Raw genomic sequence first — 26300 nt, 5'->3', positions numbered from 1 at the left:
GAGACAGGAGGTGTTTTATGAGAAGTGCAAAAATGATAGCGATATTAAGATTGTTTTTAAGTCTTTTAGCGTTTAGTGCACTTGTTACTCAATTTGTTACAAGAGCACAAGTGAAACCGTTCAATCCAGTTAATTTTTTTAGTTACTTCACAATTGAAAGCAACATTTTAGTGGCGGTAATTCTTCTATTAAGTAGTTTAGGGACAACCCTATTTGGACGTTCGGAGCAGTTTGGAGTTCTTCGAGGTGCAGCTACAGTATACATACTGACTACAGGGCTTATTTATTTTTTGTTATTAAGGGGATTAGAAGAGTCACTTCAAACACCAATACCGTGGGTAAATACTGTGCTTCATTACATCATGCCATTAGCGATGATTTTAGATTGGGTTATAAATCCACCTACGAAGACCATTACATGGAAACAGGCTGCGAGTTGGCTTGTTTTCCCGCTTTTATATGTTGTCTATAGCTTAATACGAGGTCCATTCGTTAATTGGTACCCATATCCGTTTTTAGATCCGAGAATAGGGGGATATGGTAGAGTGTTTTTATATAGTATAGGGATAGCAGTTGTTATTGGAGGTATTTGTGGATTGGTGAAAATGTTAGGGAATCGATCTTTAAGTTTAAAACAATAACTTTCATTATTAAATGTGTATGAATAAACCCCTCTGTTTTAAGTAAAACAGAGGGGTTTATTTGTTCTACCGATTTGTTTTGTGAAAGGACATCTTTAAAAATTTCTCTGTTTTCGTATCGAATTCTACATCAACAAAAACACCATATTCTTTCCCACCTTCACGCAGCCACAGCTTAAATTTTTCAACTGTTATTTGAACAGTTTTTGGTTTTCTACCTATATGAAGGTAATCAATAATCTCTGCTTTCGGATATTGTTCTTTCGTTTTTTCAACGGCCAGTTTACCCCATTTTGCATAGGGTGGCTGTGCGTGAACTATAGATGGACCAGTATATATAGTTGAACATGTTGTTATTAAAAAAATTATAAATGCTGTGCGTGCGAAGAAATGCCTCATAATAAGCTCCTTTTGTCTTTTTTTATATTATTTACATATTTCTTTAAGCATATAAGTTTGGATTTTTTTGTCTTCTTTACATAAAAACGAGGGTTTTACAAAACATAACCATGAAATCATTTCCGTAATTAAGGAGGGAAATACATGCGTCAAAAAGCTGTTTTCAAGATAGCGATTTTGCTTGTATTTGTGGGACTATCTTTGATGGTCAGTAGTATACAAACCAAAAATGTAGAAGCCTTTTCTAATCAAGTGATTCAAAGGGGAGCTTCTGGAGAAGATGTCATTGAACTGCAAACTCGTTTGAAATATAACGGATTTTATACGGGGAAAGTTGATGGTGTTTTCGGATGGGGTACATATTGGGCACTTCGAAACTTTCAGCAAAAATTCGGATTACCAGTTGATGGTTTAGCGGGTGCTAAAACGAAGCAAATGCTTGTAAAGGCAACGAAGTATGATAAGTCGACCGCTAATAAAGATACTACAACTAATAAAGGGAACAGTGGTGGAGGTAAACAGGAAAATAAGCCGCCAAAAAGTACAGGGACAAATGTTCCAAACGGTTATTCTCAAAATGACATTCAGTTAATGGCAAACGCTGTATACGGAGAATCCCGTGGTGAGCCGTATTTAGGACAAGTTGCAGTAGCTGCGGTTATTTTAAACCGTGTCACAAGTGCATCATTTCCAAATACTGTTTCAGGAGTAATCTTTGAGCCGAGAGCATTTACAGCAGTAGCAGATGGACAAATATATTTAACGCCAAATGAAAATGCGAAAAAAGCCGTATTAGATGCGATCAACGGATGGGACCCAACTGGGAATGCATTATATTATTTCAACCCAGATACTGCGACAAGTAAATGGATTTGGACTCGTCCACAAATTAAAAAAATTGGTAAGCATATTTTCTGTAAATAGAGCGGAGGTGGAAACATGTTACGAGGTATTATCATCGTATTGTTAACAGTAGGTGTAGTCGGAACAGGGTATTGGGGCTATAAAGAGCATCAAGAGAAAAATGCAGTATTAATTCGAGCGGAAAATAGTTATCAGCGTGCGTTTCATGATTTAGCATATGAAGTTGATTTATTACACGATAAAATTGGAACAACACTGGCGATGAATTCACGTTCCTCATTATCGCCAGCTTTAGTAGATGTATGGCGTTTAACAGCAGAGGCTCGTTCTGATGTAGGACAATTACCTTTAACATTAATGCCATTTAATAAAACGGAAGAGTTCCTTGCGAATATCGGTGATTTTAGTTATCGTGCAGCGGTTCGTGATTTAGAAAAAGATCCGTTAAATGATCAAGAATATAAAACGTTACAAGGTTTATATTCAAATGCAGCAAATATACAAGATGAACTGAGAAAAGTGCAGCATCTTGTATTGAAAAATAATCTTCGCTGGATGGATGTAGAAATGGCTCTTGCGTCAAACCAAGACCCAGCAGATAACACAATTATCGATGGATTAAAGACGGTAGAAAAGAATGTAACCTCATACTCGTCCACAAACTTTGGACCGACTTTTACAAGTGCACAAAAGAATAAAAAAGGCGGATTTGAGGCAAAAGGAAAGGCGATTTCGAAAGAGGAAGCGGAAAAAATCGCGAAATCATTTTTAAACTTAAAAGGGAATGAAAAAGTAGAAGTTGAGAAAAGTGGAAAAGGTGCAAAAGAATCATTTTACAGTGTGAAAATTCAAGATCCAGCAACGAACAATGAGTATTATATGGATATTACTGGAAAAGGCGGATATCCAATTTGGGTAATGAACAACCGAGAAATTAAAGAGCAAAAAATTAGTTTAAATGATGCAGGAAGTAAAGGATTAAGATTTTTAAAGGATCACAAGTTTACAAATATGGAGCTGTTTGATAGCTCTCAATATGATAATATCGGTGTGTTTACGTACGTTGCAAGTGAAAATGGAGTGCGTATTTATCCAGAAGCAATCCAAATGAAAATTGCTTTAGATGATGGGTCGATTGTTGGTTTTTCCGCAAAGGAATATTTAGCATCACATCAAAAACGAACGATTCCGAGTGCGAAGCTAACCGCTGCTGAGGCGAGAAAGAAAATTAACCCCGATGTAAAAGTTATGGAAGAACGTAAAGCTGTAGTAGTAAATGACTTGCATAATGAAGTACTTTGTTATGAATATATTGGTACTTTAGGGAAAGATACGTACCAAATTTTCATTAACGCAAATAGCGGTGCAGAAGAAAAAGTGAAGAAGATGCAAGCTGTTGAGAAAATTTATGATTAAACATCAATGATAAAGTGGTGAAAATAATGAAAATCATTATATATATGTTAATGCTTTGTTTCGTTATTACTGGATGTAGCATTGGAAAAAAAGACAATCCTAATGAAAAGCCAGAACAAAAAAATGTCTCGATGAAAAATGTTACGTATACAAATAAATCAAATAAGCCAAATGAAAAAGCAGCTGATCATCTGGCATCTTTAGCTGCAAGTATACCTGGTGTAAACGATGCGACAGCAGTAGTAGTTGGGAAGTATGCTGTTGTAGGTATTGATGTGAAAGCAAAACTTGATCGAACTCGCGTTGAGTCAATTAAGTATTCTGTTGCAGAGAGTTTGAAGAATGACCCAAACGGTGCAAATGCAGTCGTTGTAGCAGATGTTGATACGTATGAAAGACTAAAACAAATAGGCAAGCAAATTAAAAAAGGTAAAACTGGTGAAGGCATACTTGATGAATTAGCAGCAATTGTTGGCCGAGTAATGCCGCAAGTTCCAAATGATATGATTGAAAATAGAGAAACGAATCCGATTAAAGATAATGATAAACAATTACCAAAAGATGAAGAACAAGAACTACGAAAAGAACAAGAAGATCAGTCAAATAACCATTTGAAAAAATAGTGAAAATCCCGTACTAAATTGTACGGGGTTTTTCTTCAAGATTAAATATTCAGTTTATTTTTAAGGGAATATATGGTTTAATAATGAGGGGAGGGACAGCCGTTATGATGAAAAAAAGCGCACTCATATTAGGTAGTTTATGCATAGGTTTTAGTATGACAGCGTGTGACCAGAAGAAAGAAGTGAAGAAGAAAACAGCTATGTCTTCTACTATAACGGAAAATAAAAAGCAAGAGACCATTAATATAAATCATTTCTCAAATATTAATGAAGGAATGACTTATTTAGAAGTGAAAGATTTAATCGGTTTTGAAGGGGATTTACTCATAGAAGAAGGGGAAGAACATTCTACACGAATTAAGCAAATTTTTGCTTGGAAAGGAAACGATCCAAAATCATTTGCTAAAATAACATTTTTGGATGGAAAAGTGCATTCTAAAACACAGCAAGGTTTAAGTTAATAACTTGAAGGAATGGGAGAGTTAAGCATGAACATACATACAGGAGAAATACAATTAGTGCCGTATAAGGAGCAATATAAAGAGATAATACAATCATTTACTTTACCAAGTGAACAAGTTCAATTTACGGCGAATCCAGGTGAATTACTGGAGAAAGCGAAAAATGATCGAACGAAAAATGTAGTTGTTATTTTAGACTATAACGGAGTACCTGTCGGTGTATTTATATTACAAACAGGTGATAGGGTACAGGAGTTTACAGAAAATAAGGATGCCATACTTTTAACTTCTTTTTCCGTTAATCACAATAAATAAAATAAGGGATATGCTAAAAAATCATTGGCGTTATTACAAGACTTTGTAAAATATTATTATCCAGTAAAAAATGAAGTGATTCTTGCTGTAAATGAAAAAAACATTCCGGCACAAAAGTTATATGAGAAAGTTGGATTTCAAGATAAAGGGTTTAGAAGAATGGGACCAATTGGACAACAATTCATATTACATTTACCTATAACGAGATAATGAGATAACAAAGCTTACTCTTGAAAAAAATCATGTAGTAAGTTTTTTAATTTGAGATATTTTCCGTACATGATATGTTAGATGTATTAAAGTAAGTATTCGAGAAGCATGAAGGTGCAAAACAATTCGATTGTTAAGCATTTAAATACGTGAGGGGTAATCATATGACAATTTATATTGCACTACTACGGGGAATTAATGTAGGTGGACATAAGGTAATCAAAATGGTAGATTTGAAAATAATGTTTGAATCAATAGGGTTAAAAAGAGTGAAAACATATATTCAAAGTGGAAATGTAGTGTTTGAGTCAGAAGAAGAGATAAGTTTTTTAAAGGAACGAATTGAATGTGAAATTACGAACGTTTTTGATTTCAATGTTCCAGTCATGTTACGAGCAAATGATGAATTTATTAATATTATTAAAAAGTGTCCTTACGAGACCCATTCGTTATTAGAAGGAGAAAGTGTACATGTGGCCTTTTTAGCTAATCCACTTTCTGAAGAAGACAGTAAGCGGTTACTTATGTACAAAAGTGACATAGAAGATTGCCATATCGAAGGAAGAGTAGTGTATTTATTTTTCAAAAAAAGCATTCGTAATTCTAAACTAATGAACCAGTTTCAAAAATTACATACGCCAGCTACAGTAAGGAACTGGCGGACTGTGAATAAGCTGAAAGCAATAGCAGAAGGTATTTAAACATAAAAAAGTGGTTTTCTGCATTTAGAAAACCACTTTTTTTATTTATATTGTTTGGCGACAATGAGTTCAACAATAGGGAAAATAAGAAAGGAAGAACAGAGTGCAATAAAGAGTGGAAGGTTTTTTACACCATCCAAATTGGAACCCATAGAAAATCCTTCCGAGCAGAGTAATATAAGGAACATAACACCTACAAGCACAAAATACGCGATTTTAAAGCTTTTATATGTAATTTGTTGTCCCATCTCATCTTGACTTTCTTTCGATACTCCGTTTGGATCTCCCCATGTAATATGATTAATTAAATTACTAAGTATTAAAGAAGCAGCGAAAATAGTCCCACCCAAAATTGAACCTTCAGTTATGTATTTGTATGTGCCATGTACAAGTATAGCGATTAAAGATAAAGTTATGATTACAAAAATAATTTTTTTAGTATTCAATATATAATTGCACCTCCACTTTTGTAAAAAACTCTTTACATCCATAGTATAAAATTGGAAAAGTTTTATGTCAAACATTTTTTACATATGAAGTGAATGTTTATGATATTTTGTTTAAAGGATGAAGAAAAAATTACATTACATTTGAATGTAAAAGAATGGGCTCGCATATATTTGGAAGGGATGTCAGATTAATTTAGGGGGTAGTTATGTCTATTCTTTTAAAAGCTGGTGCAGATGCAGGAAATAATGGTTTGAAGTTAATGGTGAAAGGGCAGGAACCTATTTTTATTCCGAGTATTTATTCCTTATATATAGGTGAGTCTACGGGGTTGTTAGATGAGGGTGAAGTTTCATCGTCAGAATTAGAGAATCACATTGATGTGACCATTAGTTCTCCATCGCTAATGTTAAATAATGTACGATACATCGTTGGAGAAAAAGTGATTCAAGATCAATTAAAAGGTACTGAAGTGGAGAAAAAATCAAATAAATCTACTGATGAGTTAATGGTCATTACAATCCTTTCAGGTTTAGCGATAAGTGCTATGCGTCAAAGCCCTACTTCAAGTCATATTAATATTCGTTATGATTTATCTGTTGCTCTTCCAATGCAACTTATTACACAGGAAATTGCTGCTGAAAATGCGAAACGGTATATGGGTAATCACAAGGTCATATTCCATTATCCAAATGGACGCGATGTTACGATTAATGTTTCTATTGAGTTTTGTAAATGTCTACCTGAAGGCGCTTCTGGGACGTGGGGGATTGTATATGATGAGGAAGGAAATGTTGTGAAACATAAAATAGAATGTGAACAAAATCAAGTTTCAGAAATTGATTTTGTAGATAAAACTTTATTGTCTTTTGATATTGGCGCGGGGACAACGGAAGAAGTTGTTTCATTAGGGGTAAATTTCCGTCCGCAATTAAGTAAAGGATTATCGTACGGTGTAAAAGAAACGTTACTACAAATTATTACGAGATGGAATCGGAAATATCCTACGAAAACAATTGATAGCATTACAGAATTTAACCAAATTTATTTAAATGAAAAGCACCCAAGAAATGCATTGTTAGTTGAGGAATCGCAGCCAGCATTTTTAGGTTTAGCAGCACGTGTCGCAACGGATATTATTAACAAAATTGATGATATGAAAGACGATCCATATGTATTTATTTATGGTGGGGGCGCAGTTATTATTAAAAATAGCTTAAAAATGATTTTGAAACAAAAAGGACGCTTGAAAAATGTGATCTTTGTAGATAACCCGTTATTCACCAATGCTCGTGGGTTATTAGTATATACATGCTCGCCAAAATATAGAGAGCATAAGCAAAAAGAGTTAGGGTTTACAAACTTAACGATAAGTTAGTTGGTGGAAGTATGCGATCTAGGCGATATAAACGTGGTGATCGAGTGAAAATTAACATTAATAAATCAGTATCGCCTGAAATGATTGCTTGGCTTAATAAACAATCTAATCCAACTAATTTCTTTTTCTTTGCGGCCCAGCAATTATTTAAACAAGTAGGAGATATTGATGTATCAAAAACCTTGCCAAGTAGCCATGTTTTTTCTTTATATATAGAACCATCATCTCTATTAAAAGTTGAAATGAATCCATTTAAACACGTACCACTAGAAAATAGTAAATCCACCGAAAATGTAAAAAAAAAATCGTGGGAATCTGTTGACCAGTTAGATTGTCCATTTTTTTAAGCATAGAAAAATATAGGTAGAGCCCATCACTATACATACGAATGCAGTGATGGGTTTTTGATATTGTATCGTAATCTTTATAAAGTGAAACTATAATCAGTGGGGGTTTTGTTCATCCCCCACTGATTATTAGTTGAACCAATCGGGCGTTTACGGGCAGTTTATCTCCCACCTAATTTCTTTGCTTCAGCTGAATTTTGAGGTGGGAGTTTTACTGCTCACAAATAGCGGGATAAATAGAAGGGGCAAAACAATTTGTGCCCCTTCTAATAGTTGTTCTTATCTTATACAGGATATATGTTCTGAAACTGCTTTAATAATTTTATCCCAGTCATCGGGATGAATCTCGTGCCCTGTACCTTCAAGGGATAATAGCTTTGAGTTCGGAATTTCATCAATAAGTGCGAGTCCATGTTCAAGTGGAAGAGCTGTATCGTCCGTACCATGAATTACTAAAGTAGGTACTAGTAACGACTTTAGTATACCTTCATAAGAATCATCACCTGTAAGGAGGGCGTGATTAAACATACTTAATAGATTGTTAGCACGTTCTATTTCTTGCTTTACTTGTTTTAAAGTTCTTGCTTCATCAAATATACGCTTTGATCCACAGAGTAGACGTGATCCTGTAATTAAATATTTCGCTATAACATCTTTATTTGTCCAATCTAAATTTGCACCATTAGCATGATGTGTCAAAATTCTTTCATCCATTGGAGGCAAATCACGAGTATTGTTATCAGATCCAATAACGCTTGTTGCTAGTAATGTTAAGGTCAAAATTCTTTCTGGGTGTTTTACTGCAGCAATTTGAGCAATCATACCTCCTAATGACATGCCAAAAAGGTGTGCCTTGTCAATATGATACGCATCGAGTACTCCGATTGCATCTTCAGCCATATCTGCTACAGTGTAATTGGAAGTCCCAGGCTCATATGTAACAGAACGCCCAACATCACGGTTATCATAGCGAATGACAAACCTTCCTGTGCTAGCCAACCTTTCACAAAATTCTTCATCCCAATAAACCATTGAACACGTAGCTCCCATAATTAATAATATTGCTGGGTTATTAGGATTTCCAAAGCTTTCTGTACATATATCAATACCGTTTACTTTGAAAACTTGTTCACTCATAGCACACTCTCCGTTTCATTTAAAGGTCATTAATAAATAAAGAGAAATATAACTTTGGGTGTTTCTTAGGCGTAAATTAGATTGTATTTAAGTGAAATAAATGTTTTTTGCACTCATGATGCTTAATTAGTAGAGTAGCATAAATATCACCTCCTAACATATTTATTGTCATCCAAGGCGGAAAATTTTGAAAAATAATTGTTTGTTATTACAATAAACAACAAGGAGGAGAGGAAATGAAAGCAATTGTTATTAATCAATATGGTAGTGTTGAAGTATTACAAGAAAGACAAGTTCCTAAACCAGTTGTTAAATGTAATGAAGTATTAATACGTATACACGCAACATCTGTCAATCCTGTTGATTGGAAAATAAGAAAGGGAGACTTACAAGAAAAGTTGCGATTTTCATTTCCAATTACATTAGGATTAGATGTTGCTGGAATAGTTGAAGAAGTTGGAGAAGATGTGAATCATCTTAAAATAGGAGATAAAGTGTTTACGAAACCTGAAAATACAGGGAAAGGTTCTTATTCTGAATACATTACAGTGAAATCAAATTTAGTAGCGCAAATGCCTAATAATCTTAATTTTGAAGAAGCAGCATCTATACCTCTTGCAGGACTTACAGCTTGGCAAAGTCTTGTCGATTATGCACAAATAAAAGAAAATGACCGAGTATTAATTCATGCTGGAGCGGGCGGAGTAGGGAGTTTTGCAATTCAAATCGCAAAATCATTTGGGGCTTTTGTCGCAACAACTGCAAGTAGTAAAAATGAAGAGTTTTTAAAGTCTTTAGGTGCTGACCTTGTTATTGATTATAAAAAAGATAAATTTGAAGAGCTACTATCAGATTATGATATTGTGTTAGATACAATCGGCGGAGAAGTACAAGAAAAAAGTTTTCAAATTATTAAATCTGGTGGTGTTCTAGTTTCTATCGTTCATGAACCACTTCATGAAGTAAAGGGTATAAGATCAGGATTTTTATGGTTAAAACCAAGTGGAAAGCAATTAGACGAATTAACTAGTTTGATCCAAGCTGAAAAAATCAAACCAATCATTAGTAAAGTTGTGCCGTTTAATGAAAAAGGCGTTAGAGAAGCTCATATTTTGAGTGAAAGTCAGCATACTAGAGGGAAAATTGTAATTACGATGGAATGATATTTACATAAATATACGAGTGGTGACTATAAAAAATAAAAATTGTCACCACTCATATAAACTACAATTTTTGCACGACAAAAGTAATCGCATTCGTATTTAATTGAATGTGTTTACCGTTTCGTACAATATCATACGCTAAATTTTTCATTTCAACTTTTACTTCTTTCCATTCGTTATAAACGCCTTTTAGTGTACGTATCATTTCTTCCGTAGAAAGGTTAATTTCAATTAAAGCATCTAATTCTTCTCCTGTTTCTAAATCTATTTCTTAAATGTTAGAGTTAACTATTAAACAATTGATACCGCCACTCTTTGTCCCATTTTTCATAGTGTGAAGCACTTTTTTAAAATCGTCTATTGATCTAACATGTTCTAAACTTGATACTGCAACGATGTATTCATAAGTATTAGGAGCAATATAGTAGTCTTCAATTGCTGCTTGTTCCGTTTTTATGTATTCAAATACACCATATTCTTTTCTATAAACTTGTAACTTCATTAAAGCCGAATCAAGTAGATCAATACAAGTAACAGTGCCGCCACTATTCATAATTTTTTGTGCAATCGGAGTACTGTTTCTACCGACACCAGAGCCAAGGTCCAGTATTTGTAGGTCTTTCTGTTCTTCAAGATAGTTCAGCATGTCCATAACTGTTTTAACAGGTTTATAAAGCCAAGATCCCGCTTCGAATAATTTATATTGTTCATAGCAAAGATCGTGATACTTTTTCTCTTCTTGTCTTATGTAATCGATTCTGTTCATAGTGTTTCAGCTCCAATAGTTTCATGGCGAAATGAATAGGTTGGACAACCTTTAACATTCATTTGAATTCGAAATATACCACCAGCATGTGGGTACTGTTTTAATTCCGCATCAGTCATTCTTGTTCTGGCTGTTGTGATATATAAATCGGTCAAATTAGGTCCTCCAAATGTACACGACGTTACATATAAAGCAGGAATCGGAATACTTAAAATCTGTTCTCCAGTCAAGGGATTCCATCTAGTAATCTTCGAGCCTCCCCAATGTGCAATCCATAAACAACCTTCTACATCAATTGTCATACCATCGGGTAGACCTTCATTTTCAGGGAAGATGATAACATCTGTTGGATTGCTAATTACACCAGTATGTATATCATAATGAAAACGGACTACTTTTTTTGTAGGTGTATCAATAAAATAAAGGTATGTATCGTCAGGAGACCATGCTATGCCGTTTGATGTATTTACATGTGATACCTTTTTCTCTACTTGGAGATTATTATTTAAAGAATACAAGGAACCGGCGCCACTTATACCATATAAGTCAGTAGTGCCTGCCCAAAAGCGGCCAGCCGGATCGCATTTCCCGTCATTAAAACGATTTTCTATTAAATGTGGTTCAGGATCATAAATATGTGTAAGCTCTTCTGTATTTAGATTAAAAGAATAAAACCCTTTTTCTAGAGCTAAAAGTACTACATCATCTAGATATGGAACGACACAGCCGATTTGCTGATTGAGGGCAATCACTCGGTTTGAATTATTAGCGGGGGTATAAATGCATAGTTTTTTCTCCATAATATCAACCCAGTATAAAAGCTGCTTTTTTTCATTCCAACATGGTCCTTCAGCTAAACTTGCTTTAGCATCTAAAACTAATTCTATATTACTGAACAAGATGTTCACCTCGCTTTATAAGATATTTATATAATTCGATAAGAATAGAGGTAAACCTTTTGTGAGAGATTATTAAGATTTGCAATGTCGAAAACAGACCTTTTCAAGTTATTAAAAAAATGTATAAACACTGTGAGGAAAATGCATATGCTGTTTTATGAGATTGTTTGCTTTTCGTGTAAAAATATATTCCGAGTATACGAAGGAAGTGAAAAATATAAGCGATTTAAAGAGAAACCGAAAGGGACATATTGTTGTGATGAGTGTAGCCACAGAATTCAATTAGAAGCGATAAAATGTTTTTTTAGGTAGTTTTATATTTTTGTTCAGAAAAATTTGACAATATATACGTTATAAATTATCATATGTAAAAACTAATATTCAAAATGGCATTGAAGAGAAGAGTAGTTAAGAAAGAATACGTACAGAGAGCTCTGGTAGCTGAGAAAGAGCGGTATACATCTTAATGAAAAAAGACTTAGAGCTGCGCAAGGAACTAATTCATTTAGGGATGGTGCGACGGGTTCTCCCGTTATAGAGATAGGGTATAAGCATATTTTGCCGTACCTGAAGAGGTTAATATGGTGACGTATTAACAAACTGAGGTGGTACCGCGAAGTTAATAACTCTCGTCCTCAAGATGAATAATCTTGGGGGTGGGAGTTTTTTTATTGCATAAAACTGAAAATGTGAAAACAAAAATACAATTGAGGTGAGTAACATATGCATTGGGCGTATGAAGTAGCACATGAATTGATTAGAAAAAATCCAAACAAAGAAACTTTTGTTTGTGCAGCTGGAATTAGTCCATCTGGTTCTGTTCATATTGGGAACTTCCGTGAAATAGTAACGACTTATTTCGTTGTAAGGGCTCTGCAAGATTTAGGGAAAAAGACTCGTTTTATCTTTTCATGGGATGATTATGACAGGTTTAGAAAAGTTCCTAAAAATATTGATCCATCTTTTGCAAAATATATTGGTATGCCATACTGTGATATTCCTGATCCGTATGGGTGTCATAACTCGTACGCAGAGCATTTTGAAAAAGAGTTTGAGAAATCGCTCCAAGCATTTGGGATTGAAGTGGAATTCATATATCAACATGCTGAATATAGAAGCGGAAGGTATAACGAAAACATATTAGAGTCTTTGTATAAAAGAAAAGAAATATATGATATTTTAATGGGGTTTAAAACAGGAATACACCGAGAAGAAGATAGAGAAAACTTTTATCCCGTTACGTTATATTGTGAGAGGTGCGGGAAAGATGCCACAACTATTACACATTTTGATGAAGTATTAAAAGCAGTTAGGTATGACTGTGAATGTGGAAATCAAAATAAATTATCCATATTAAATACAAGTCAAATGAAACTGAATTGGAAAATCGATTGGCCGATGAGATGGATGATAGAGGATGTTATTTTCGAACCGGGCGGAAGAGATCATTCATCGGAAACTGGTAGTTATAATGTATCAAAAGAAATTGCAAGAGAAATATTCAATTGTGAAGCCCCTCAATACATTGCTTATGATTTCATTGGAATTAAAGGGCATCATGAAAAAATGTCCAGTTCTTCAGGGAATAGTATTACACCTAGGGACTTATTAAAAGTGTATGTACCAGATGTGATTCTTTTTATGTTTGCAAAATATAGGCCCGGCGCAGCTTTTCATATTGGACTTGATGAAGATGTGATTCGCAATTATACAGAGTATGAGAGATTGAAGGATAGTTATGAAAATAAAACACTCAAAAATGAAGATTTATTTGATGCAATTAAACTTTCTAGACTTGATAGCCGATTTAAAGAGTATCCAAAGTTTAATCAAGTAGCAGGAACTTTACCGTTATTAAATTTTGATTCATCTATTTTACAAGATATATTAGAGAAAATAGATAGGAGCTATGCATTACCTGAAATGATAGCGATAAGTAATCGTGCTGAGTATTGGATAAGAAACTTTCAATCTAAAAAATTAATTGCGGTAAATAAAGAGAAAAATACGGAGTTTTATAACACATTAGATGAACGGCAGAAAAAATGGCTAGTAGAAGTTTGTAAAATAATTCGTTCTAATAACGATCATTCTAAACTAATGGAGCAATTGTATACGATTTGTCATCATGAAAATATAAAAATAATGAAAGAAAATCAAAAACAATTATTTACCATTTTATATAGGCTCATTATGAATCAATCAAGTGGTCCACGTATACCATTATTAATACATGTGGTAGGCGCTAGAAAATTCGTCACATTATTAGATTTCTAAAATATAGTTAAAAGCAACGCAAGTACTCAATAGAATAAGTACTTGCGTTGCTTAATTTTTACTATCTTGAATACATTTTTGGACATTCATCACCACTTGGTTCGTAAAAGCAATGGCTTTTAAATTGCCCTGCAAACGGCTGATTATACCATTCGGGTGGACAAGCTCCAACTGGACGAAAATACCAAAGAGCCCATCGTGCTGGCCAGCGCCATTCACCTTGTAAAACTTTTCTTGCGATTTCTTTTTCTGATTCACGGGCGCGTTGGTAAAAATATCCGAATTGCACTGCTTCGAATCCGCCAGGGCTTTGATATACTGCATCACGCACAGATCGAAGTTGTTTAAAATCTAAACAATCACAAAACACACGATTTACGACAACACAGCCAACAAGTTGTTCACCTTGTCGTCCTTCACCTTCAGCTTCAGCTCGAATTAAACGAGCTAGTAAATCAACGTCACTTTCGTTGTATGGAATAAGGGGCATTGTAATACCACCTTTCTTTACCTGTTATAGTAAAGAGTGTATGTTTCAAAATGAGCTAAGTGCATTTTTCTTGAAAATAACTACTAATTTTAAAAAGGAGCTTATACAGATAAAAGCTAATTATTATATAGAAGATAAAAACGAAAAAGGAGGGGTACTATGCATCGTATACATAAAGAACATATCATTTACGCAATGTCACCAGAAAATAATCCATGTATTGAAGTAGAAATTGGGAGCCGTCTTGTATTTGAAACATATGATTGCTTTGAAAATCAAATTGATTCTGAAGATGTTGTGTTTCAAGAATTAGATTGGAATCGAATAAATCCAGCGACGGGACCTGTACATATTAAAGGTGCAGAACCTGGTGATATATTAGTCGTAACGATTGAAAAGATTAAAATCGCAGAGCAGGGTGTTTTAACTACAGGTGCGAACCTAGGTGTAATGGGTGATGAGCTAAATGAAAATACAGTGAAAATTGTCCCAATACATAATGGACATGTTTCATTTTCAAATGAACTGAAAATTCCAATTAATCCCATGATTGGTGTGATTGGTACTGCACCGAAAGAAGAGAGTATTTCATGTGGTACACCGCATGATCATGGCGGGAATATGGATTGTAAAGAGATTAAAGAAGGAACAGCATTATTATTACCTGTAAATGTTCCTGGTGCTCTTTTAGCATTAGGTGATTTACACGCTGCGATGGGTGATGGTGAAATTGGTGTTAGTGGAGTAGAGGTTGCTGGTGAGGTAACTGTAACTGTTCAGACTATAAAAGGAAAGAAATGGCCATTACCATTGGCTATTCAAAAAGAAAAAATAATGACGATTGCTTCAGAGAAATTGCTAGATGATGCAGCGAATCGTGCTGTACGTAATATGGTGACATTTTTACATGAAGAATTAGAAATGTCTAAAGCTTATGCAACTCTTTTATTATCAGCAGCAGGTAATTTAAAAATTTGCCAAGTTGTGGATCCACTAAAAACGGCGCGGATGGAACTAGGAAGGGAATATGTGGAGAAGTTAGGATTTTCTCTAAATGCATTTCATATTAAATAAGAAAAATAGAAAAAGGATACTTTTGTATAAAAGTATCCTTTTTCTATTTTACGGATTTTGTGAAAAGAGGTAGTATTTATTTATATAAGTATATTTGAGATTGTGGATCAAAAAGGAGTTCAGAGATGGTTAAAATTATGATTGTTGAAGATGATATGAAAATTGCGGAGTTATTATCAACATATGTTGCGAAATACGGTTACCAAGGAATTATTGTAACGGATTTTCAAAATGTGTTAGACATATTTTTAGAAGAACAACCGGAGTTAGTTTTATTAGATATTAATTTACCAAGTTTTGATGGTTACTATTGGTGTCGTCAAATTCGCGGGGTTTCCACATGTCCGATTTTATTTATTTCGGCCCGTGAAGGTACGATGGATCAAGTTATGGCGTTAGAAAATGGTGGCGATGATTTTATTCCGAAGCCGTTTCATTATGAAGTTGTAATGGCGAAAATTCGTAGTCATTTAAGACGTGCTTATGGAGACTATGCACCGAAACTAGAAGAACGAATGATTGAGCAACAAGGTCTTAGTTTATATCCCGAAAGACTTGTATTAAAACTTAGGAACCAAGAGATTGATATAACGAGAAACGAAGCCATTTTATTAGAGATGTTAATGAAAAACTATCCGCGTGTTGTGAGTAGGGAAGTATTATTAAATAAATTATGGGATAGTGAATCTTATGTTGATGATAATACATTAAGTGTAAATACAACACGTGTGCGTAAAAAGTTAAAAACGTTACAAATTGAAGGAGCAATTGAAACAATTCGTAGTGTTGGATATAGATTACATATTACTTGGGATAATGGTATGGAAAAATGATAAGGTTATTTATACGTGATCATATACCACTTATTTGTTTTACTGCGATCCAACTACTAGCCATATTCTTAGTTTATTGGTTTGATGGGCATAATCATATTTCAACGGCATTATATGCAATGTTTTTAGGTGCTTTTTTTATGGTAAGTTATTTAGTATTTCGTTATTTTACACATCGTTCTTTTTATGAACGTTTAGCAAATCCGTTGCAATCTTTGGATGAATCTGTTCAAAAATCTGATTTTGCAGTTTTATCTACTGCTCTCCAAGATTTGCTCGAAGTACAATATCGACATTATCAAAATCAGCTCCAGTTACAAGAGAGGAAAAATAATGATCATTTAACCTTTATGAATCAGTGGATTCATCAAATGAAAACACCTTTATCTGTAATAGAATTAATTACACAAGATGAAGTGGATTCACGTTTTGAAAGTATTAATGAGGAAACAGATAGGTTAAAAAAGGGGTTAGAGATGGCACTGTATGTCGCACGTTTAGAAGCATTTACACAAGATTTTTATGTAGAAAGAGTACAACTACATAAAATAGTGAATGATTCCGTGCATGAACATAAACGCTTTTTTATTCGGAATTTTGTATACCCAGAGCTTGAAATTGATAAGAGTATTACTGTAGAAAGTGATGCGAAGTGGTTACAATTTTTAATTGGACAAATAATATCGAATGCGATTAAATATTCATCAGGTAGTAGAGAAAAGATTAAAGTGAAAGCATGTAAGGAAGGTAATACAGTTGTACTTGAAATTACCGATAGTGGCGTAGGGATACCGAAGCAAGATTTACCAAGAGTATTTAAACCTTTCTTTACAGGAGAAAACGGTAGAGATTTTAAAGAATCAACAGGAATGGGATTATATCTTGTATATGAAATTACGAAACAATTAGGACATAGTGTAGGAATCCATTCAGAGGTTGGTAAAGGTACCGTTGTACGAATAATATTTTTTAATGTGTAAAAAGTGATTCAGGCTAAAGAACTTTTAAGATAAGTTTTTTAGCCTTGTTTTGTAATACTGATACAATTTGAGAATGTAAAATTATTTACATAAGAGAAGATAAACTCAACTGAAAAGGAAAAAGAACAACTAGTCATACACATGCTTTTTAGTAATAAAAGTGCTTTTTGGGTAATTGATAATGACTGGGGGATTGAAATGGATATTCGTAAAATGAGGTATTTCATAACAGTGGCAGAAGAATTAAACTTTAGTCGTGCAGCAGAGCGTCTTATGATGGCACAACCTCCTTTAAGTCAAGAAATTCGTAAATTAGAAGAAGAAATAGGAGTTCAACTTTTTCATCGAACAAAAAGAATGGTTGAACTTACGGATGCTGGAAAAATATTTTTAGAAGGTGCGCGGCAAACATTGCTTCAAGTAGATAGAACTATTAAAGAAACACAGCTTGCGGATGAAGGGAAGATAGGACATTTAATAATCGGTTTTGTCGATTCTACAGAAACCGTAATAGACATATTAAAAAAATTTCGAGAACGTTTTCCTAGAATACAGCTTATATTACGCGAGATGACAACAGACCAGCAAATAAAAGCGCTCTATGAAAAACAAATTCACATTGGATTTATTCGTTCTAAGCAGAATAATGAAATATTGTCTTCCGAAGTTTGTTCTAAAGAACGTTTAAAATTGGTTTTACATGAAAATCACGCATTAGTTTCGTTACCTAATATTTCTATTAAAGAACTAGTAGATGAACCATTTATTTTATTTCCTCGTCATTTCGGTACTAACTTTTATGATTTAATTATTAGTTACTTTTGGGAACATGGAGTAAGTTTAAATATTGTTCAAGAGGCGATCCAAATGCAAACGATTGTGAATTTAGTTGCTACAGGAATGGGAATTTCTGTCGTTCCATCATCGGTGGAAAGTTATAAAAAATCGTGTGTCATGTATAAAGACATTCAAGAAAATACACCGAAAATAAATTTATATGTTGGATGGAGACAAGATGAAAAGTCTGTCGTGTTAGAGAACTTCTTAACAGTTGTTAGAGAGGTTTATGCGACTTCACAATTTGAATTTGAAAAGTAAAAGCCCATCTTGATAGGATGGGCAGTGGAAATTTGGAAAGGGAAACTTCTATTTTTATTTTAAAGTCACTGATGATTCAACCTGTTTTACTCGGATCGTACTCAACGAAACCTTTTAGTACGCTATCAATTTGATCCATAATTTCAGGTTGCAATTTAACACTAGAAGCAATTACGTTTTCTCTTATTTGCTCCGGGTTTGAAGCGCCAATAATTGCAGAGGAAACAGCTGGATTTTGTAGTACCCAAGCAACTGCGAGTTGTGGTAGGGTAAGATTAGTTTCTTGCGCGATGGGATTGAGTTTCTGAATTGCAGTGAGTACATCATCACTCATCCAACGTTGCACGAGTTTGTGGAAAAATGGTTTACCAGCATCTGAATTAGCACGTGATTGAGTCGGCAAGGGTTTACCAGGTTGATATTTTCCTGAGAGAATACCTTGTGCAAGGGGAGACCAAACAACTTGACCAAGCCCCTCACGTTGACCGGTTGGTATTACATCAGTTTCAATAACACGCCACAACATCGAATATTGAGGTTGGCTAGCGATAAGTGGAATGTTCAATTCTCGTGCAAGTGCTGCACCGCGGGTAATTTGTTCTGATGTCCATTCACTTACGCCTAAGTAAAGGACTTTACCTTGTCTTACAAGATCAGCAAAAGCTAACATCGTTTCCTCAAGGGGAGTTGTTGAGTCAAATCTATGTGCATAATAGACATCAATGTAGTCTGTCTGCAACCGCTGTAACGATGCATTGCAATTTTCTATAATATGTTTTCTCGATAATCCACGATCATTTTTTCCAGGTCCGGTCGGATGGCATACTTTTGTACATAGTTCTATACTTTCTCGTCGTATACCTTTCAAAGACCGGCCAAGTACTTCCTCGGCTATCGTGTCCGAATAAACATCAGCAGTATCGAACGTTGTAATTCCAACATCCAGTGCGGCTTTCACACAATCATTTGCAATATCTTCATTTACTTTCCCGCCATGGTTTATCCAGTTCCCATATGCAATCTTACTTACTGTTAATCCACTGTTTCCTAGTTTGCTAAATTCCATTGTAGAATCCCTCCTTAAAAATGATAACTTTATTATAAGAACTGAAATGTAGTATGTATAATATATAATTAATCATAAATTTATATAAAAATTATATAAGAGGGAGTACTTAGAAGTTTATTACTAGGGAAATCTAAAGAAATTAGTACAACAAATGTAATTTATGCTTGTTCAATATGAAGTTAAGAAATGATAAATAGACCTAGAAGACAGTAATCTTTATGACAGCACATATAATTGCATTTACTCATACCATACTAGTATGGTACAATATGGTTACTTATGACGGAAAGGATTGATGGGTGGACGATGATTAACTAATCTTATTTTTAAATGTTGAAATTAAATAAATTTCAATTTCTAAAAAATAGGATTAGTCTGCCCAATTTCCATACAACGGTATTGCTATTTATGTTGTACAATAGCTTATTTGGGTATAAATATTTTAATGACTAATCCTGCCAAATTTATTTGGGAGGATTTTTTTATTCTCCCTTAATGAAAGGGATCGGTATTATGAAAGAACTTTTAAAATTAAATGATGTTTATGTTGAAATAAAGGAAAATACTTTGTTAGAGAAAATGAATGTGACAGTTAAACAAGGGGATGTTATCGGATTAATTGGTAAAAACGGTGCCGGTAAATCAACGTTACTTCAATTAATAAATGGGAAGATTGAGCCATCAAAAGGGATTGTTGAATGGCAGCAAATGAATATGACAACGGCATATGTTGAACAAGAAATAGAATCTTTTATTAGTAATGATATGATTGCAAAAGAAGCAGAACTTCTTGCGAAATGGGGCGTGCCAACGAACGATTTTCTTACTTTAAGTGGTGGTGAAAAGCTGAAAGTTCGACTAGCAAAAGGATTTGCCGGAAATCCTAATTTATTAATATTAGATGAACCGACAAATCATTTAGATGAGATGAGTACGGAATTTCTCATTAAGCAAATAAAAAATATGAAGGGTACAGTTATCGTTGTATCGCATGATCGATACTTTTTAGATGTTGTCGCAACTAGAATATGGTCAATTGAGGATAAGAAATTAATTGACCATATCGGTAATTATACGAGTTATATGAAAGCACGTGAGCATAAAAGAATGACGCAGCAGCGTGAATATGAAAAACAACAAAAAAAGATAGAACAAGTAGAAACACATATAAAAGAATTAAGTTCATGGTCACAAAAGGCACACGCACAGTCTACAAAACAAGAAGGAGTTAAAGAGTTTTATCGTGTAAAAGCGAAGCGAATGGATGCGCAAGTGAAGTCAAAACGAAAACGTCTCGAAAAAGAGCTGGAGAAAACGAAAGTAGAACGTCTGAAAGAAGAGTATTCAGTGGAGTTCTCTATTCAAGCGAATAAAAAAGTAGGAAAACGCTTTTTAGAAGTAAAGAAATTAAAAAAAGACTTTCATGGAAAGACATTATTTGAAAACGTTAATTTTACAATCCAGCACGGTGAGAAGGTTGCGATTGTTGGACCAAACGGTTGTGGGAAAACAACATTACTGAAGATGATTATGGGAACGGAAACTGTACAAGGAGAAGTATGGATTTCACCATCTGCAAACATCGGTTATTTAACACAAGAAGTATTTGATTTACCACTAGATAAAACACCAGAAGATTTATTTTTTAAAGAGACATTTGAAGAAAGAGGAAAAGTCCAAAGTTTAATGAAACATTTAGGATTCCAAGCTTCTCAATGGAAAGAGCCGATTGAGCATATGAGTATGGGAGAACGAGTAAAATGCAAGTTAATGGCTTATATTTTAGATGAAAAAGATGTACTTATTTTAGATGAACCGACGAATCACCTTGACCTTCCTTCACGTGAACAGCTTGAAAATACATTAGCTGAGTATAATGGAACACTCGTTATAGTTTCTCACGATCGATATTTTCTGGAGAAAACAACTAACACGAAACTCGTGTTTTTAAATAATATGATACAAAAGCAGCTAGAGGAACTTATTAAAACAAGAGATGATATTGAAGAGCTACGTTTAACATTAGAAACAGAGAGACAAGAAGTATTAGGTAAATTAAGCTTTTTAACTTCTAACGATAAAGAATATAAAGAACTTGATGAACGATTTATAGAACTTACGAAGCAGATTAAGGCGCTTTAATGTAATTAAGGGGGATTAACATGGGAGAAGAGAGTTCGACTAATTTATTTAGAATAGACTGTGGAGATATATACTTGCAAGAGTTTACTATCAAAGATGCGGAGAGTATTTATAAAATATCGAATCAACCGGAAATAGAACAGTTTTTACCAGACTGGAAATCAACGAAAGAACAAAGGATTGACTGGGTTATTAATGATGAAATACCAGCAAATAAAGCATTTCTTAATGCAGTGAAAAATACATGTAACATAGATGATCATATATTAAAGCTAGGAATATTTAATAAAGATACAAATGAATTTATTGGATGGTGCTGCACAAGCATTAAAGAAGAACTCCCTTCACCAAATAGAGAAATAATGTATGCTATTTCAAGCGAGTATCAAAACAATGGTTACGCTACGAAAGCGACTAAAGGGTTAATTGATTATTTGTTTAAAAATACAAATGTAGATGTCCTCAACGCAATTGCTTTAATTAACAACGTACCATCAAATAAAGTTATTGAAAAATGTGGATTTACTTATATGAGCCAACAAACGATAGAAAACCAACTATATAATCATTATTTATTGAGCAAATCAGAGTGGATAAAAAATATTGCTCTTTAAAAGGAGTTATAATGGAATGAAATGATTTTAAAAAAGCTTAGAGCTAAAGCTCTAAGCTTTTTTATGTACTATTTACTTTTGGATTATACTTATGAATTATAAGTTATTATTCATCGTTTTGAAGTTCTATAGTTATTCTTTATAATATATTTTATGTTGCTAATAAAGAATACAAGGAATACAGCAACTTTTAATGATGATAATCGTTTCTTAAACCCACTTTTATTTATATTTTTAATAGGCTTACAAGGTGTCCTGGCAACTAGAAATAAGTAGCGTTGTATTTTATACTACTATATAGATATTACAATATTAATAATCGTTAATTATAGTTTGAAAACAGGTTTGTTATCAGTTTTTTTAGAAATCTTACAAGCGTGTAAGATAAATGAAAGATGAATCAATATGTGCTATAAGACAATTCATTTACACTATATTGTGAGAAGTGCAAATGAAGGGAGAATATAAATGGAAATTCTACATGCAAAAAGTATTAGTAAAGTATATAAAGGGAAAGTACCTTTTAAAGCATTGGTAGATATTGATTTATCAATTCAAGAAGGTGAATTTATAGGGATTATGGGGCCATCAGGGAGCGGGAAAACAACGTTATTAAATATGGTATCTACTATCGACTCTCCAACATCGGGAGAAATATTAATAAATGGTACAAATCCTTTCCAGTTGACATCAGATAATTTGGCTTTATTCCGTAGGAAACAATTAGGATTTGTTTTTCAATCATTTAATTTACTTAGCACACTTACAGTAAAGGAAAATATCGTATTGCCGATGACATTAGATGGTGTTTCTGTACAAGAAATGAACAAACGAGTTGTAGAAATTGCAGAGAAATTAAATATTACAGATATATTGAGTAAAAGAACTTTTGAAATTTCAGGGGGGCAAGCTCAAAGAACAGCAATTGCTCGTGCAATTGTTCATAAGCCGCAATTATTACTTGCAGATGAACCAACAGGGAATTTAGACTCTAAATCTTCAAATGATGTAATGGAGATGCTAGATACTTTGAATAAAGAAGAAAAAGCTACGATGATGTTAGTTACACATGATCCGTATGCAGCGAGTTTTTGCAGCAGAGTCATATTTATTAAAGATGGTCAACTATATAACGAAATTTATTGTGGTGAAAGTAGGCAAGCATTTTATCAAAAGATTATGGATGTCCTTTCTTTGTTAGGAGGGAAAAGGCATGACTTTTCGTCAGTTCGCATTTAATAATATTTTTCGTAATAAGCGTACATATGCAGCTCATTTTTTAAGTAGTGCATTTTCTATTATGATTTTCTTTACGTATGCTCTTTTATTATTTCATCCTGATTTACAAGGTGAGTTGAAATCGACAAGTGCAACAATAAGTGCATTTGGTACATTGGGATTTTCAGTTTCGCAAGGCTTGATTTTTGTATTTTCATTTTTCTTCATTCTATATTCAGTTAGTTCATTTTTAAAAACGCGTAAGAAAGAATTTGGGATATTAATGATGCAAGGTATGTCAATGAGACAGCTTAAGAAATTATTATTAATTGAAAATATGTTGATTGGACTTGGCTCAATTTGTATAGGAATTCTAATTGGACTCGTATTTTCTAAACTAGTTTTATTGATAAGCGCAAGTGTATTAATGATTAGTAATGGTTTGCCTTTTTATATACCAGTGCAGGCCGTATTATTAACAGTCATCACATTTCTTTTATTATTTTTAATTGTTTCGCTCGTTACATTTAAAATGATAAAAGTAACAGAACTTGTGGAACTTATACAAGCAGAGGAAAAGCCAAAGCCAGAACCGAAAGCATCAATTTTATTATCGCTACTTTCTTTAATTAGTATAGGGTATGGATATTTTTCAGTATTTCGCTTTATCCCAAGTACTAATTTTATTACGCTTGGAATAGGGGTGCTTCTAGTAATTATAGGAACGTACTTTTTATATACACAGTGTAGCGTTTATATATTGCACCTTGCGAAAAGGAGAGAATCTTTCTTTTTAAAGAGAACAAATATATTAACATTTTCTGAATTAATTTACCGTATGAAAGATAATGCAACGATGTTTTTTATAGTATCTATTGTTTCAGCAGTTGCATTTACAGCGATTGGTACAACAGCTGCAATTGGAAATAGGGATTTGGTAAGGATGACAAATCCCTATACATTTTTGTATGGAAGTTTTGATAACGACAAAGTATTAAATAAAAATCTTTCTATTATAAAAAAACACCTTTCTGATGCTAATATTCCGTATCGAATGGCTTCATCTTCATATATATACACGGAAAATGGTGTAGATGTAATGAAGTTAAGTGAATATAACGATCTTGCTAAAGCACTAGGCTATCAACAAGAAACAATCGAAAAAGAAGATGAAATTTTATTAATTCCTGGAGTCGTATCACAAAAACAAGAATTTAAAAATGGCGAGTATAAAAAGAATATAGAAGTCATTCAAGGAGATTGGACAAAGACATTTCATGTGAAAAAAGCCGTAGAAAATTTAGTTTTACCACATGATTCTAGAACTATTTATATCGCTGTTAAAGATCAGGTATATGATGGAATACCTCTTACTAGTGACCCAGTTAATAAAGACATTCAATATCGTACTTACGGATTTGTTGTAGACGATTGGATGAAAACGAAGGGAATTTCAAACGAATTAATTAGTAGATTTGAGAAAGATACTAGAGTAGGTAATTTTCAATTTCGGGCTTTAACTATAGATTTGTTAAGTGCAAAGCAAACGAATGGATTATTACTTATGGCAAGTGTTTTAGTCGGAATCGTCTTCTTCACATTCGCTGCTAGTTTTATTTATTTCCGATTATATACTGATTTGGATCGCGATCAACAGCAATATAAAATGATTTCGAAAATGGGATTAAGTAAACGAGAATTAAAGAAAATTGTAACGAGACAGTTATTATTAATGTTCTTCTTACCGATTGTTGTTGCAGTGATTCATACTGTAGTCGCTTATACGGCATTACAGCAATTAGTCGATTTTTCTATAATTAATAGCTCTATCGTTATTTTAATTTCATTTATATGTATACAAGTATTATATTTCTTTATAACCCGTTGGCGTTACCTGCAAAAGCTTTATAAGGTTATGGAGCAATAGAGTTTATTAGCTTGTAAGACTACATTAAAGTATGTGGAAAAAATGAACTGTATGATGAAAGGAAACGCGATGAAAAGAACTTTAACTATTTTTATGTTAACGATACTACTATTAATAAGTTTTAGTGCATGTTCTAAAAAGGAGAATCCATTTCCTGCAAACGGTTTATTAATCATTGGAAATGAAAATAAAATCTCACCAATTATTAATCGTTATCAGGAAATTACGAAAGCAAATGAAGTGTTTTCTGTGAAAACAGGTACTTATGGAAACGGACAGGTATTAATTTTAAATGAGTCTACAGCACAAGCATTGATTAAAGCTAAAGTTTTCCGTAAACGAGATAATGGCTCCAATTTTATGCCTGTAAATACGTTACCGAAATTCCCAAAAGAGGGTTCTCTACTGTTTGCACAAGAAGACGAAAAGACTTTGAAAAGTATTAAATTAGAAGGAAAAGAGGTCCCTGTCATATACAATAGTGACGCTTGGATAGGTAACAAGCGTAATTATCCAACGCAATGGTATGTGATTGTATCCAAAAATAATATATATAAGGAAATAAAAGCAAATGAAACAAAAATGCATCTTCTTCAATTAAAAAAATCTTTAGGTGACGAAAAACCTAAAATGTCGACAGATAATACATTGGTTAATGAAAATGTAAAAGTAAGAAAGCTAATTAAAGATTTTGAGGGAGAAGTATCAGTTCAGTTTTTAACGATTGAAGAAAAATCTTAAAAAAGAGTTCAAGGTTGATAAAGTTTCTATCAACCTTGAACTCTTTTTAGTTATAGACCATTCAGATAAC

At 33.5% G+C, this 26300-nt stretch carries 26 protein-coding genes, 2 pseudogenes and 1 other annotated feature; of the genes and pseudogenes, 21 read left to right on the top strand and 7 right to left on the bottom strand.

What is annotated here, in order from left to right; translation table 11 throughout:
• Nucleotides 1–17 precede the first annotated feature (17 nt).
• Entirely contained in the window at nucleotides 18–641 is a 624-nt protein-coding gene (locus MHH59_RS13840) for a Pr6Pr family membrane protein (RefSeq protein ID WP_215575840.1), read from the top strand.
• Nucleotides 642–707: 66 nt separating this feature from the next.
• Here MHH59_RS13840 and MHH59_RS13835 read toward each other — a convergent pair whose 3' ends face one another.
• Nucleotides 708–1040, bottom strand: a complete 333-nt coding sequence (locus MHH59_RS13835) for a DUF3889 domain-containing protein (RefSeq protein WP_002147449.1) — start codon at nucleotides 1038–1040, stop codon at nucleotides 708–710.
• A gap of 144 nt (nucleotides 1041–1184) precedes the next feature.
• On the opposite strand from MHH59_RS13835, the gene sleB reads away from it, so the two are divergent.
• The 6 genes and pseudogenes from sleB to MHH59_RS13805 all read left to right on the top strand — a co-directional run bounded on the left by sleB (nucleotide 1185) and on the right by MHH59_RS13805 (nucleotide 5630).
• Nucleotides 1185–1964, top strand: coding sequence for a spore cortex-lytic enzyme (gene sleB, locus MHH59_RS13830; protein WP_340851519.1), 780 nt, complete (start codon nucleotides 1185–1187; stop codon nucleotides 1962–1964).
• A 15-nt stretch (nucleotides 1965–1979) separates the two neighbouring features.
• Nucleotides 1980–3320 carry a germination protein YpeB gene (gene ypeB, locus MHH59_RS13825; protein WP_340851518.1) on the top strand — a complete coding sequence of 447 codons (1341 nt, stop codon included), beginning with the start codon at nucleotides 1980–1982 and terminating at the stop codon, nucleotides 3318–3320.
• Nucleotides 3321–3346: 26 nt separating this feature from the next.
• Nucleotides 3347–3943 carry a YhcN/YlaJ family sporulation lipoprotein gene (locus MHH59_RS13820; RefSeq protein WP_002085166.1) on the top strand — a complete coding sequence of 199 codons (597 nt, stop codon included), beginning with the start codon at nucleotides 3347–3349 and terminating at the stop codon, nucleotides 3941–3943.
• A 104-nt stretch (nucleotides 3944–4047) separates the two neighbouring features.
• Nucleotides 4048–4404, top strand: coding sequence for a hypothetical protein (locus MHH59_RS13815; RefSeq protein WP_002127693.1), 357 nt, complete (start codon nucleotides 4048–4050; stop codon nucleotides 4402–4404).
• A gap of 27 nt (nucleotides 4405–4431) precedes the next feature.
• Nucleotides 4432–4929, top strand: a pseudogene (locus tag MHH59_RS13810) (GNAT family N-acetyltransferase).
• A gap of 164 nt (nucleotides 4930–5093) precedes the next feature.
• Nucleotides 5094–5630, top strand: a complete 537-nt coding sequence (locus tag MHH59_RS13805; protein ID WP_078203324.1) for a DUF1697 domain-containing protein — start codon at nucleotides 5094–5096, stop codon at nucleotides 5628–5630.
• Between the two features lie 41 nt (nucleotides 5631–5671).
• On the opposite strand, the gene MHH59_RS13800 is transcribed toward MHH59_RS13805, so the two are convergent.
• Nucleotides 5672–6076 carry a hypothetical protein gene (locus tag MHH59_RS13800; RefSeq protein WP_002127690.1) on the bottom strand — a complete coding sequence of 135 codons (405 nt, stop codon included), beginning with the start codon at nucleotides 6074–6076 and terminating at the stop codon, nucleotides 5672–5674.
• A gap of 209 nt (nucleotides 6077–6285) precedes the next feature.
• Between MHH59_RS13800 and MHH59_RS13795 the strand changes: the two genes are divergently transcribed.
• Nucleotides 6286–7455 carry a ParM/StbA family protein gene (locus MHH59_RS13795; protein WP_002013097.1) on the top strand — a complete coding sequence of 390 codons (1170 nt, stop codon included), beginning with the start codon at nucleotides 6286–6288 and terminating at the stop codon, nucleotides 7453–7455.
• A gap of 11 nt (nucleotides 7456–7466) precedes the next feature.
• On the top strand, nucleotides 7467–7802 hold the full coding sequence (locus tag MHH59_RS13790) for a hypothetical protein (protein WP_002085171.1): 336 nt from the start codon (nucleotides 7467–7469) through the stop codon (nucleotides 7800–7802).
• Nucleotides 7803–8081: 279 nt separating this feature from the next.
• Here MHH59_RS13790 and MHH59_RS13785 read toward each other — a convergent pair whose 3' ends face one another.
• A complete protein-coding gene (locus MHH59_RS13785; RefSeq protein WP_002127689.1) occupies nucleotides 8082–8939 on the bottom strand; it encodes an alpha/beta fold hydrolase in 858 nt (285 codons plus the stop codon).
• Between the two features lie 236 nt (nucleotides 8940–9175).
• On the opposite strand from MHH59_RS13785, the gene MHH59_RS13780 reads away from it, so the two are divergent.
• Nucleotides 9176–10102 carry an NADP-dependent oxidoreductase gene (locus MHH59_RS13780; protein WP_201056593.1) on the top strand — a complete coding sequence of 309 codons (927 nt, stop codon included), beginning with the start codon at nucleotides 9176–9178 and terminating at the stop codon, nucleotides 10100–10102.
• Nucleotides 10103–10163: 61 nt separating this feature from the next.
• Here the strand turns inward: MHH59_RS13780 and MHH59_RS13775 are convergent.
• A pseudogene (locus tag MHH59_RS13775) lies at nucleotides 10164–10868 on the bottom strand (class I SAM-dependent methyltransferase).
• Entirely contained in the window at nucleotides 10865–11767 is a 903-nt protein-coding gene (locus MHH59_RS13770) for an SMP-30/gluconolactonase/LRE family protein (protein WP_016120320.1), read from the bottom strand. Before MHH59_RS13770 ends, MHH59_RS13775 begins: the two are co-directional and overlap by 4 nt.
• Before the next feature lie 141 nt (nucleotides 11768–11908).
• Between MHH59_RS13770 and MHH59_RS13765 the strand changes: the two genes are divergently transcribed.
• A complete protein-coding gene (locus MHH59_RS13765) occupies nucleotides 11909–12079 on the top strand; it encodes a DUF2197 domain-containing protein (RefSeq protein WP_078203372.1) in 171 nt (56 codons plus the stop codon).
• Between the two features lie 71 nt (nucleotides 12080–12150).
• Nucleotides 12151–12407: a binding site (T-box leader), on the top strand.
• Between the two features lie 83 nt (nucleotides 12408–12490).
• Complete coding sequence (lysS, locus tag MHH59_RS13760) at nucleotides 12491–14044, top strand: lysine--tRNA ligase (RefSeq protein ID WP_340851515.1); 1554 nt, start codon at nucleotides 12491–12493, stop codon at nucleotides 14042–14044.
• 61 nt (nucleotides 14045–14105) lie between these two features.
• Here the strand turns inward: lysS and MHH59_RS13755 are convergent, their stop codons facing one another.
• The gene (locus MHH59_RS13755; RefSeq protein ID WP_002085180.1) at nucleotides 14106–14534 is read right to left on the bottom strand and encodes a cell wall hydrolase; all 429 of its coding nucleotides are present in this window, start codon (nucleotides 14532–14534) and stop codon (nucleotides 14106–14108) included.
• A gap of 159 nt (nucleotides 14535–14693) precedes the next feature.
• Between MHH59_RS13755 and MHH59_RS13750 the strand changes: the two genes are divergently transcribed.
• The 4 genes from MHH59_RS13750 (at nucleotide 14694) to MHH59_RS13735 (ending at nucleotide 18519) form a co-directional block, all read left to right on the top strand.
• Nucleotides 14694–15608 carry an acetamidase/formamidase family protein gene (locus tag MHH59_RS13750; protein ID WP_201056591.1) on the top strand — a complete coding sequence of 305 codons (915 nt, stop codon included), beginning with the start codon at nucleotides 14694–14696 and terminating at the stop codon, nucleotides 15606–15608.
• Between the two features lie 125 nt (nucleotides 15609–15733).
• Nucleotides 15734–16441, top strand: a complete 708-nt coding sequence (locus MHH59_RS13745) for a response regulator transcription factor (RefSeq protein WP_002127681.1) — start codon at nucleotides 15734–15736, stop codon at nucleotides 16439–16441.
• The gene (locus MHH59_RS13740) at nucleotides 16438–17421 is read left to right on the top strand and encodes a sensor histidine kinase (protein WP_002127680.1); all 984 of its coding nucleotides are present in this window, start codon (nucleotides 16438–16440) and stop codon (nucleotides 17419–17421) included. The genes MHH59_RS13745 and MHH59_RS13740 overlap by 4 nt, the downstream gene beginning before the upstream one ends.
• 198 nt (nucleotides 17422–17619) lie before the next feature.
• Nucleotides 17620–18519 carry a LysR substrate-binding domain-containing protein gene (locus tag MHH59_RS13735; protein WP_340851511.1) on the top strand — a complete coding sequence of 300 codons (900 nt, stop codon included), beginning with the start codon at nucleotides 17620–17622 and terminating at the stop codon, nucleotides 18517–18519.
• A gap of 76 nt (nucleotides 18520–18595) precedes the next feature.
• Here MHH59_RS13735 and MHH59_RS13730 read toward each other — a convergent pair whose 3' ends face one another.
• On the bottom strand, nucleotides 18596–19585 hold the full coding sequence (locus MHH59_RS13730) for an aldo/keto reductase family protein (protein WP_016101307.1): 990 nt from the start codon (nucleotides 19583–19585) through the stop codon (nucleotides 18596–18598).
• 516 nt (nucleotides 19586–20101) lie between these two features.
• Here MHH59_RS13730 and abc-f point away from each other — a divergent pair.
• From abc-f to MHH59_RS13705, 5 genes are all read left to right on the top strand, one after another.
• Nucleotides 20102–21730, top strand: a complete 1629-nt coding sequence (gene abc-f, locus MHH59_RS13725; protein WP_340851506.1) for a ribosomal protection-like ABC-F family protein — start codon at nucleotides 20102–20104, stop codon at nucleotides 21728–21730.
• Between the two features lie 20 nt (nucleotides 21731–21750).
• Nucleotides 21751–22344, top strand: a complete 594-nt coding sequence (locus tag MHH59_RS13720; RefSeq protein WP_340851503.1) for a GNAT family N-acetyltransferase — start codon at nucleotides 21751–21753, stop codon at nucleotides 22342–22344.
• A 468-nt stretch (nucleotides 22345–22812) separates the two neighbouring features.
• On the top strand, nucleotides 22813–23583 hold the full coding sequence (locus MHH59_RS13715; RefSeq protein WP_002127673.1) for an ABC transporter ATP-binding protein: 771 nt from the start codon (nucleotides 22813–22815) through the stop codon (nucleotides 23581–23583).
• Nucleotides 23558–25489: an ABC transporter permease gene (locus MHH59_RS13710; RefSeq protein ID WP_340851500.1), complete on the top strand. Its 1932-nt coding sequence runs from the start codon at nucleotides 23558–23560 to the stop codon at nucleotides 25487–25489. The genes MHH59_RS13715 and MHH59_RS13710 overlap by 26 nt, the downstream gene beginning before the upstream one ends.
• Before the next feature lie 69 nt (nucleotides 25490–25558).
• On the top strand, nucleotides 25559–26230 hold the full coding sequence (locus MHH59_RS13705; protein WP_340852951.1) for a lipoprotein BA_5634 family protein: 672 nt from the start codon (nucleotides 25559–25561) through the stop codon (nucleotides 26228–26230).
• Nucleotides 26231–26300: the final 70 nt, after the last annotated feature.

Origin of the sequence: Bacillus sp. FSL E2-0195, assembly GCF_038003645.1 — a bacterium.
GTDB lineage: Bacteria > Bacillota > Bacilli > Bacillales > Bacillaceae_G > Bacillus_A > Bacillus_A mycoides.
This window is presented reverse-complemented; position numbering and strand designations above follow the sequence as displayed.

Coding starts and splice junctions, on each gene's coding strand:
- MHH59_RS13765 (WP_078203372.1), top strand. CDS start 11,909: ATGCATATGCTGTTTTATGAGATTGTTTGCTTTTCGTGTAAAAATATA.
- MHH59_RS13820 (WP_002085166.1), top strand. CDS start 3,347: ATGAAAATCATTATATATATGTTAATGCTTTGTTTCGTTATTACTGGA.
- MHH59_RS13815 (WP_002127693.1), top strand. CDS start 4,048: ATGATGAAAAAAAGCGCACTCATATTAGGTAGTTTATGCATAGGTTTT.
- MHH59_RS13730 (WP_016101307.1), bottom strand. CDS start 19,585: ATGGAATTTAGCAAACTAGGAAACAGTGGATTAACAGTAAGTAAGATT.
- ypeB (WP_340851518.1), top strand. CDS start 1,980: ATGTTACGAGGTATTATCATCGTATTGTTAACAGTAGGTGTAGTCGGA.
- MHH59_RS13705 (WP_340852951.1), top strand. CDS start 25,559: ATGAAAAGAACTTTAACTATTTTTATGTTAACGATACTACTATTAATA.
- sleB (WP_340851519.1), top strand. CDS start 1,185: ATGCGTCAAAAAGCTGTTTTCAAGATAGCGATTTTGCTTGTATTTGTG.
- abc-f (WP_340851506.1), top strand. CDS start 20,102: ATGAAAGAACTTTTAAAATTAAATGATGTTTATGTTGAAATAAAGGAA.
- MHH59_RS13715 (WP_002127673.1), top strand. CDS start 22,813: ATGGAAATTCTACATGCAAAAAGTATTAGTAAAGTATATAAAGGGAAA.
- MHH59_RS13750 (WP_201056591.1), top strand. CDS start 14,694: ATGCATCGTATACATAAAGAACATATCATTTACGCAATGTCACCAGAA.
- MHH59_RS13790 (WP_002085171.1), top strand. CDS start 7,467: ATGCGATCTAGGCGATATAAACGTGGTGATCGAGTGAAAATTAACATT.
- MHH59_RS13840 (WP_215575840.1), top strand. CDS start 18: ATGAGAAGTGCAAAAATGATAGCGATATTAAGATTGTTTTTAAGTCTT.
- MHH59_RS13795 (WP_002013097.1), top strand. CDS start 6,286: ATGTCTATTCTTTTAAAAGCTGGTGCAGATGCAGGAAATAATGGTTTG.
- MHH59_RS13720 (WP_340851503.1), top strand. CDS start 21,751: ATGGGAGAAGAGAGTTCGACTAATTTATTTAGAATAGACTGTGGAGAT.
- MHH59_RS13710 (WP_340851500.1), top strand. CDS start 23,558: ATGACTTTTCGTCAGTTCGCATTTAATAATATTTTTCGTAATAAGCGT.
- MHH59_RS13835 (WP_002147449.1), bottom strand. CDS start 1,040: ATGAGGCATTTCTTCGCACGCACAGCATTTATAATTTTTTTAATAACA.
- MHH59_RS13740 (WP_002127680.1), top strand. CDS start 16,438: ATGATAAGGTTATTTATACGTGATCATATACCACTTATTTGTTTTACT.
- MHH59_RS13780 (WP_201056593.1), top strand. CDS start 9,176: ATGAAAGCAATTGTTATTAATCAATATGGTAGTGTTGAAGTATTACAA.
- MHH59_RS13735 (WP_340851511.1), top strand. CDS start 17,620: ATGGATATTCGTAAAATGAGGTATTTCATAACAGTGGCAGAAGAATTA.
- MHH59_RS13805 (WP_078203324.1), top strand. CDS start 5,094: ATGACAATTTATATTGCACTACTACGGGGAATTAATGTAGGTGGACAT.
- MHH59_RS13755 (WP_002085180.1), bottom strand. CDS start 14,534: ATGCCCCTTATTCCATACAACGAAAGTGACGTTGATTTACTAGCTCGT.
- MHH59_RS13745 (WP_002127681.1), top strand. CDS start 15,734: ATGGTTAAAATTATGATTGTTGAAGATGATATGAAAATTGCGGAGTTA.
- MHH59_RS13785 (WP_002127689.1), bottom strand. CDS start 8,939: ATGAGTGAACAAGTTTTCAAAGTAAACGGTATTGATATATGTACAGAA.
- lysS (WP_340851515.1), top strand. CDS start 12,491: ATGCATTGGGCGTATGAAGTAGCACATGAATTGATTAGAAAAAATCCA.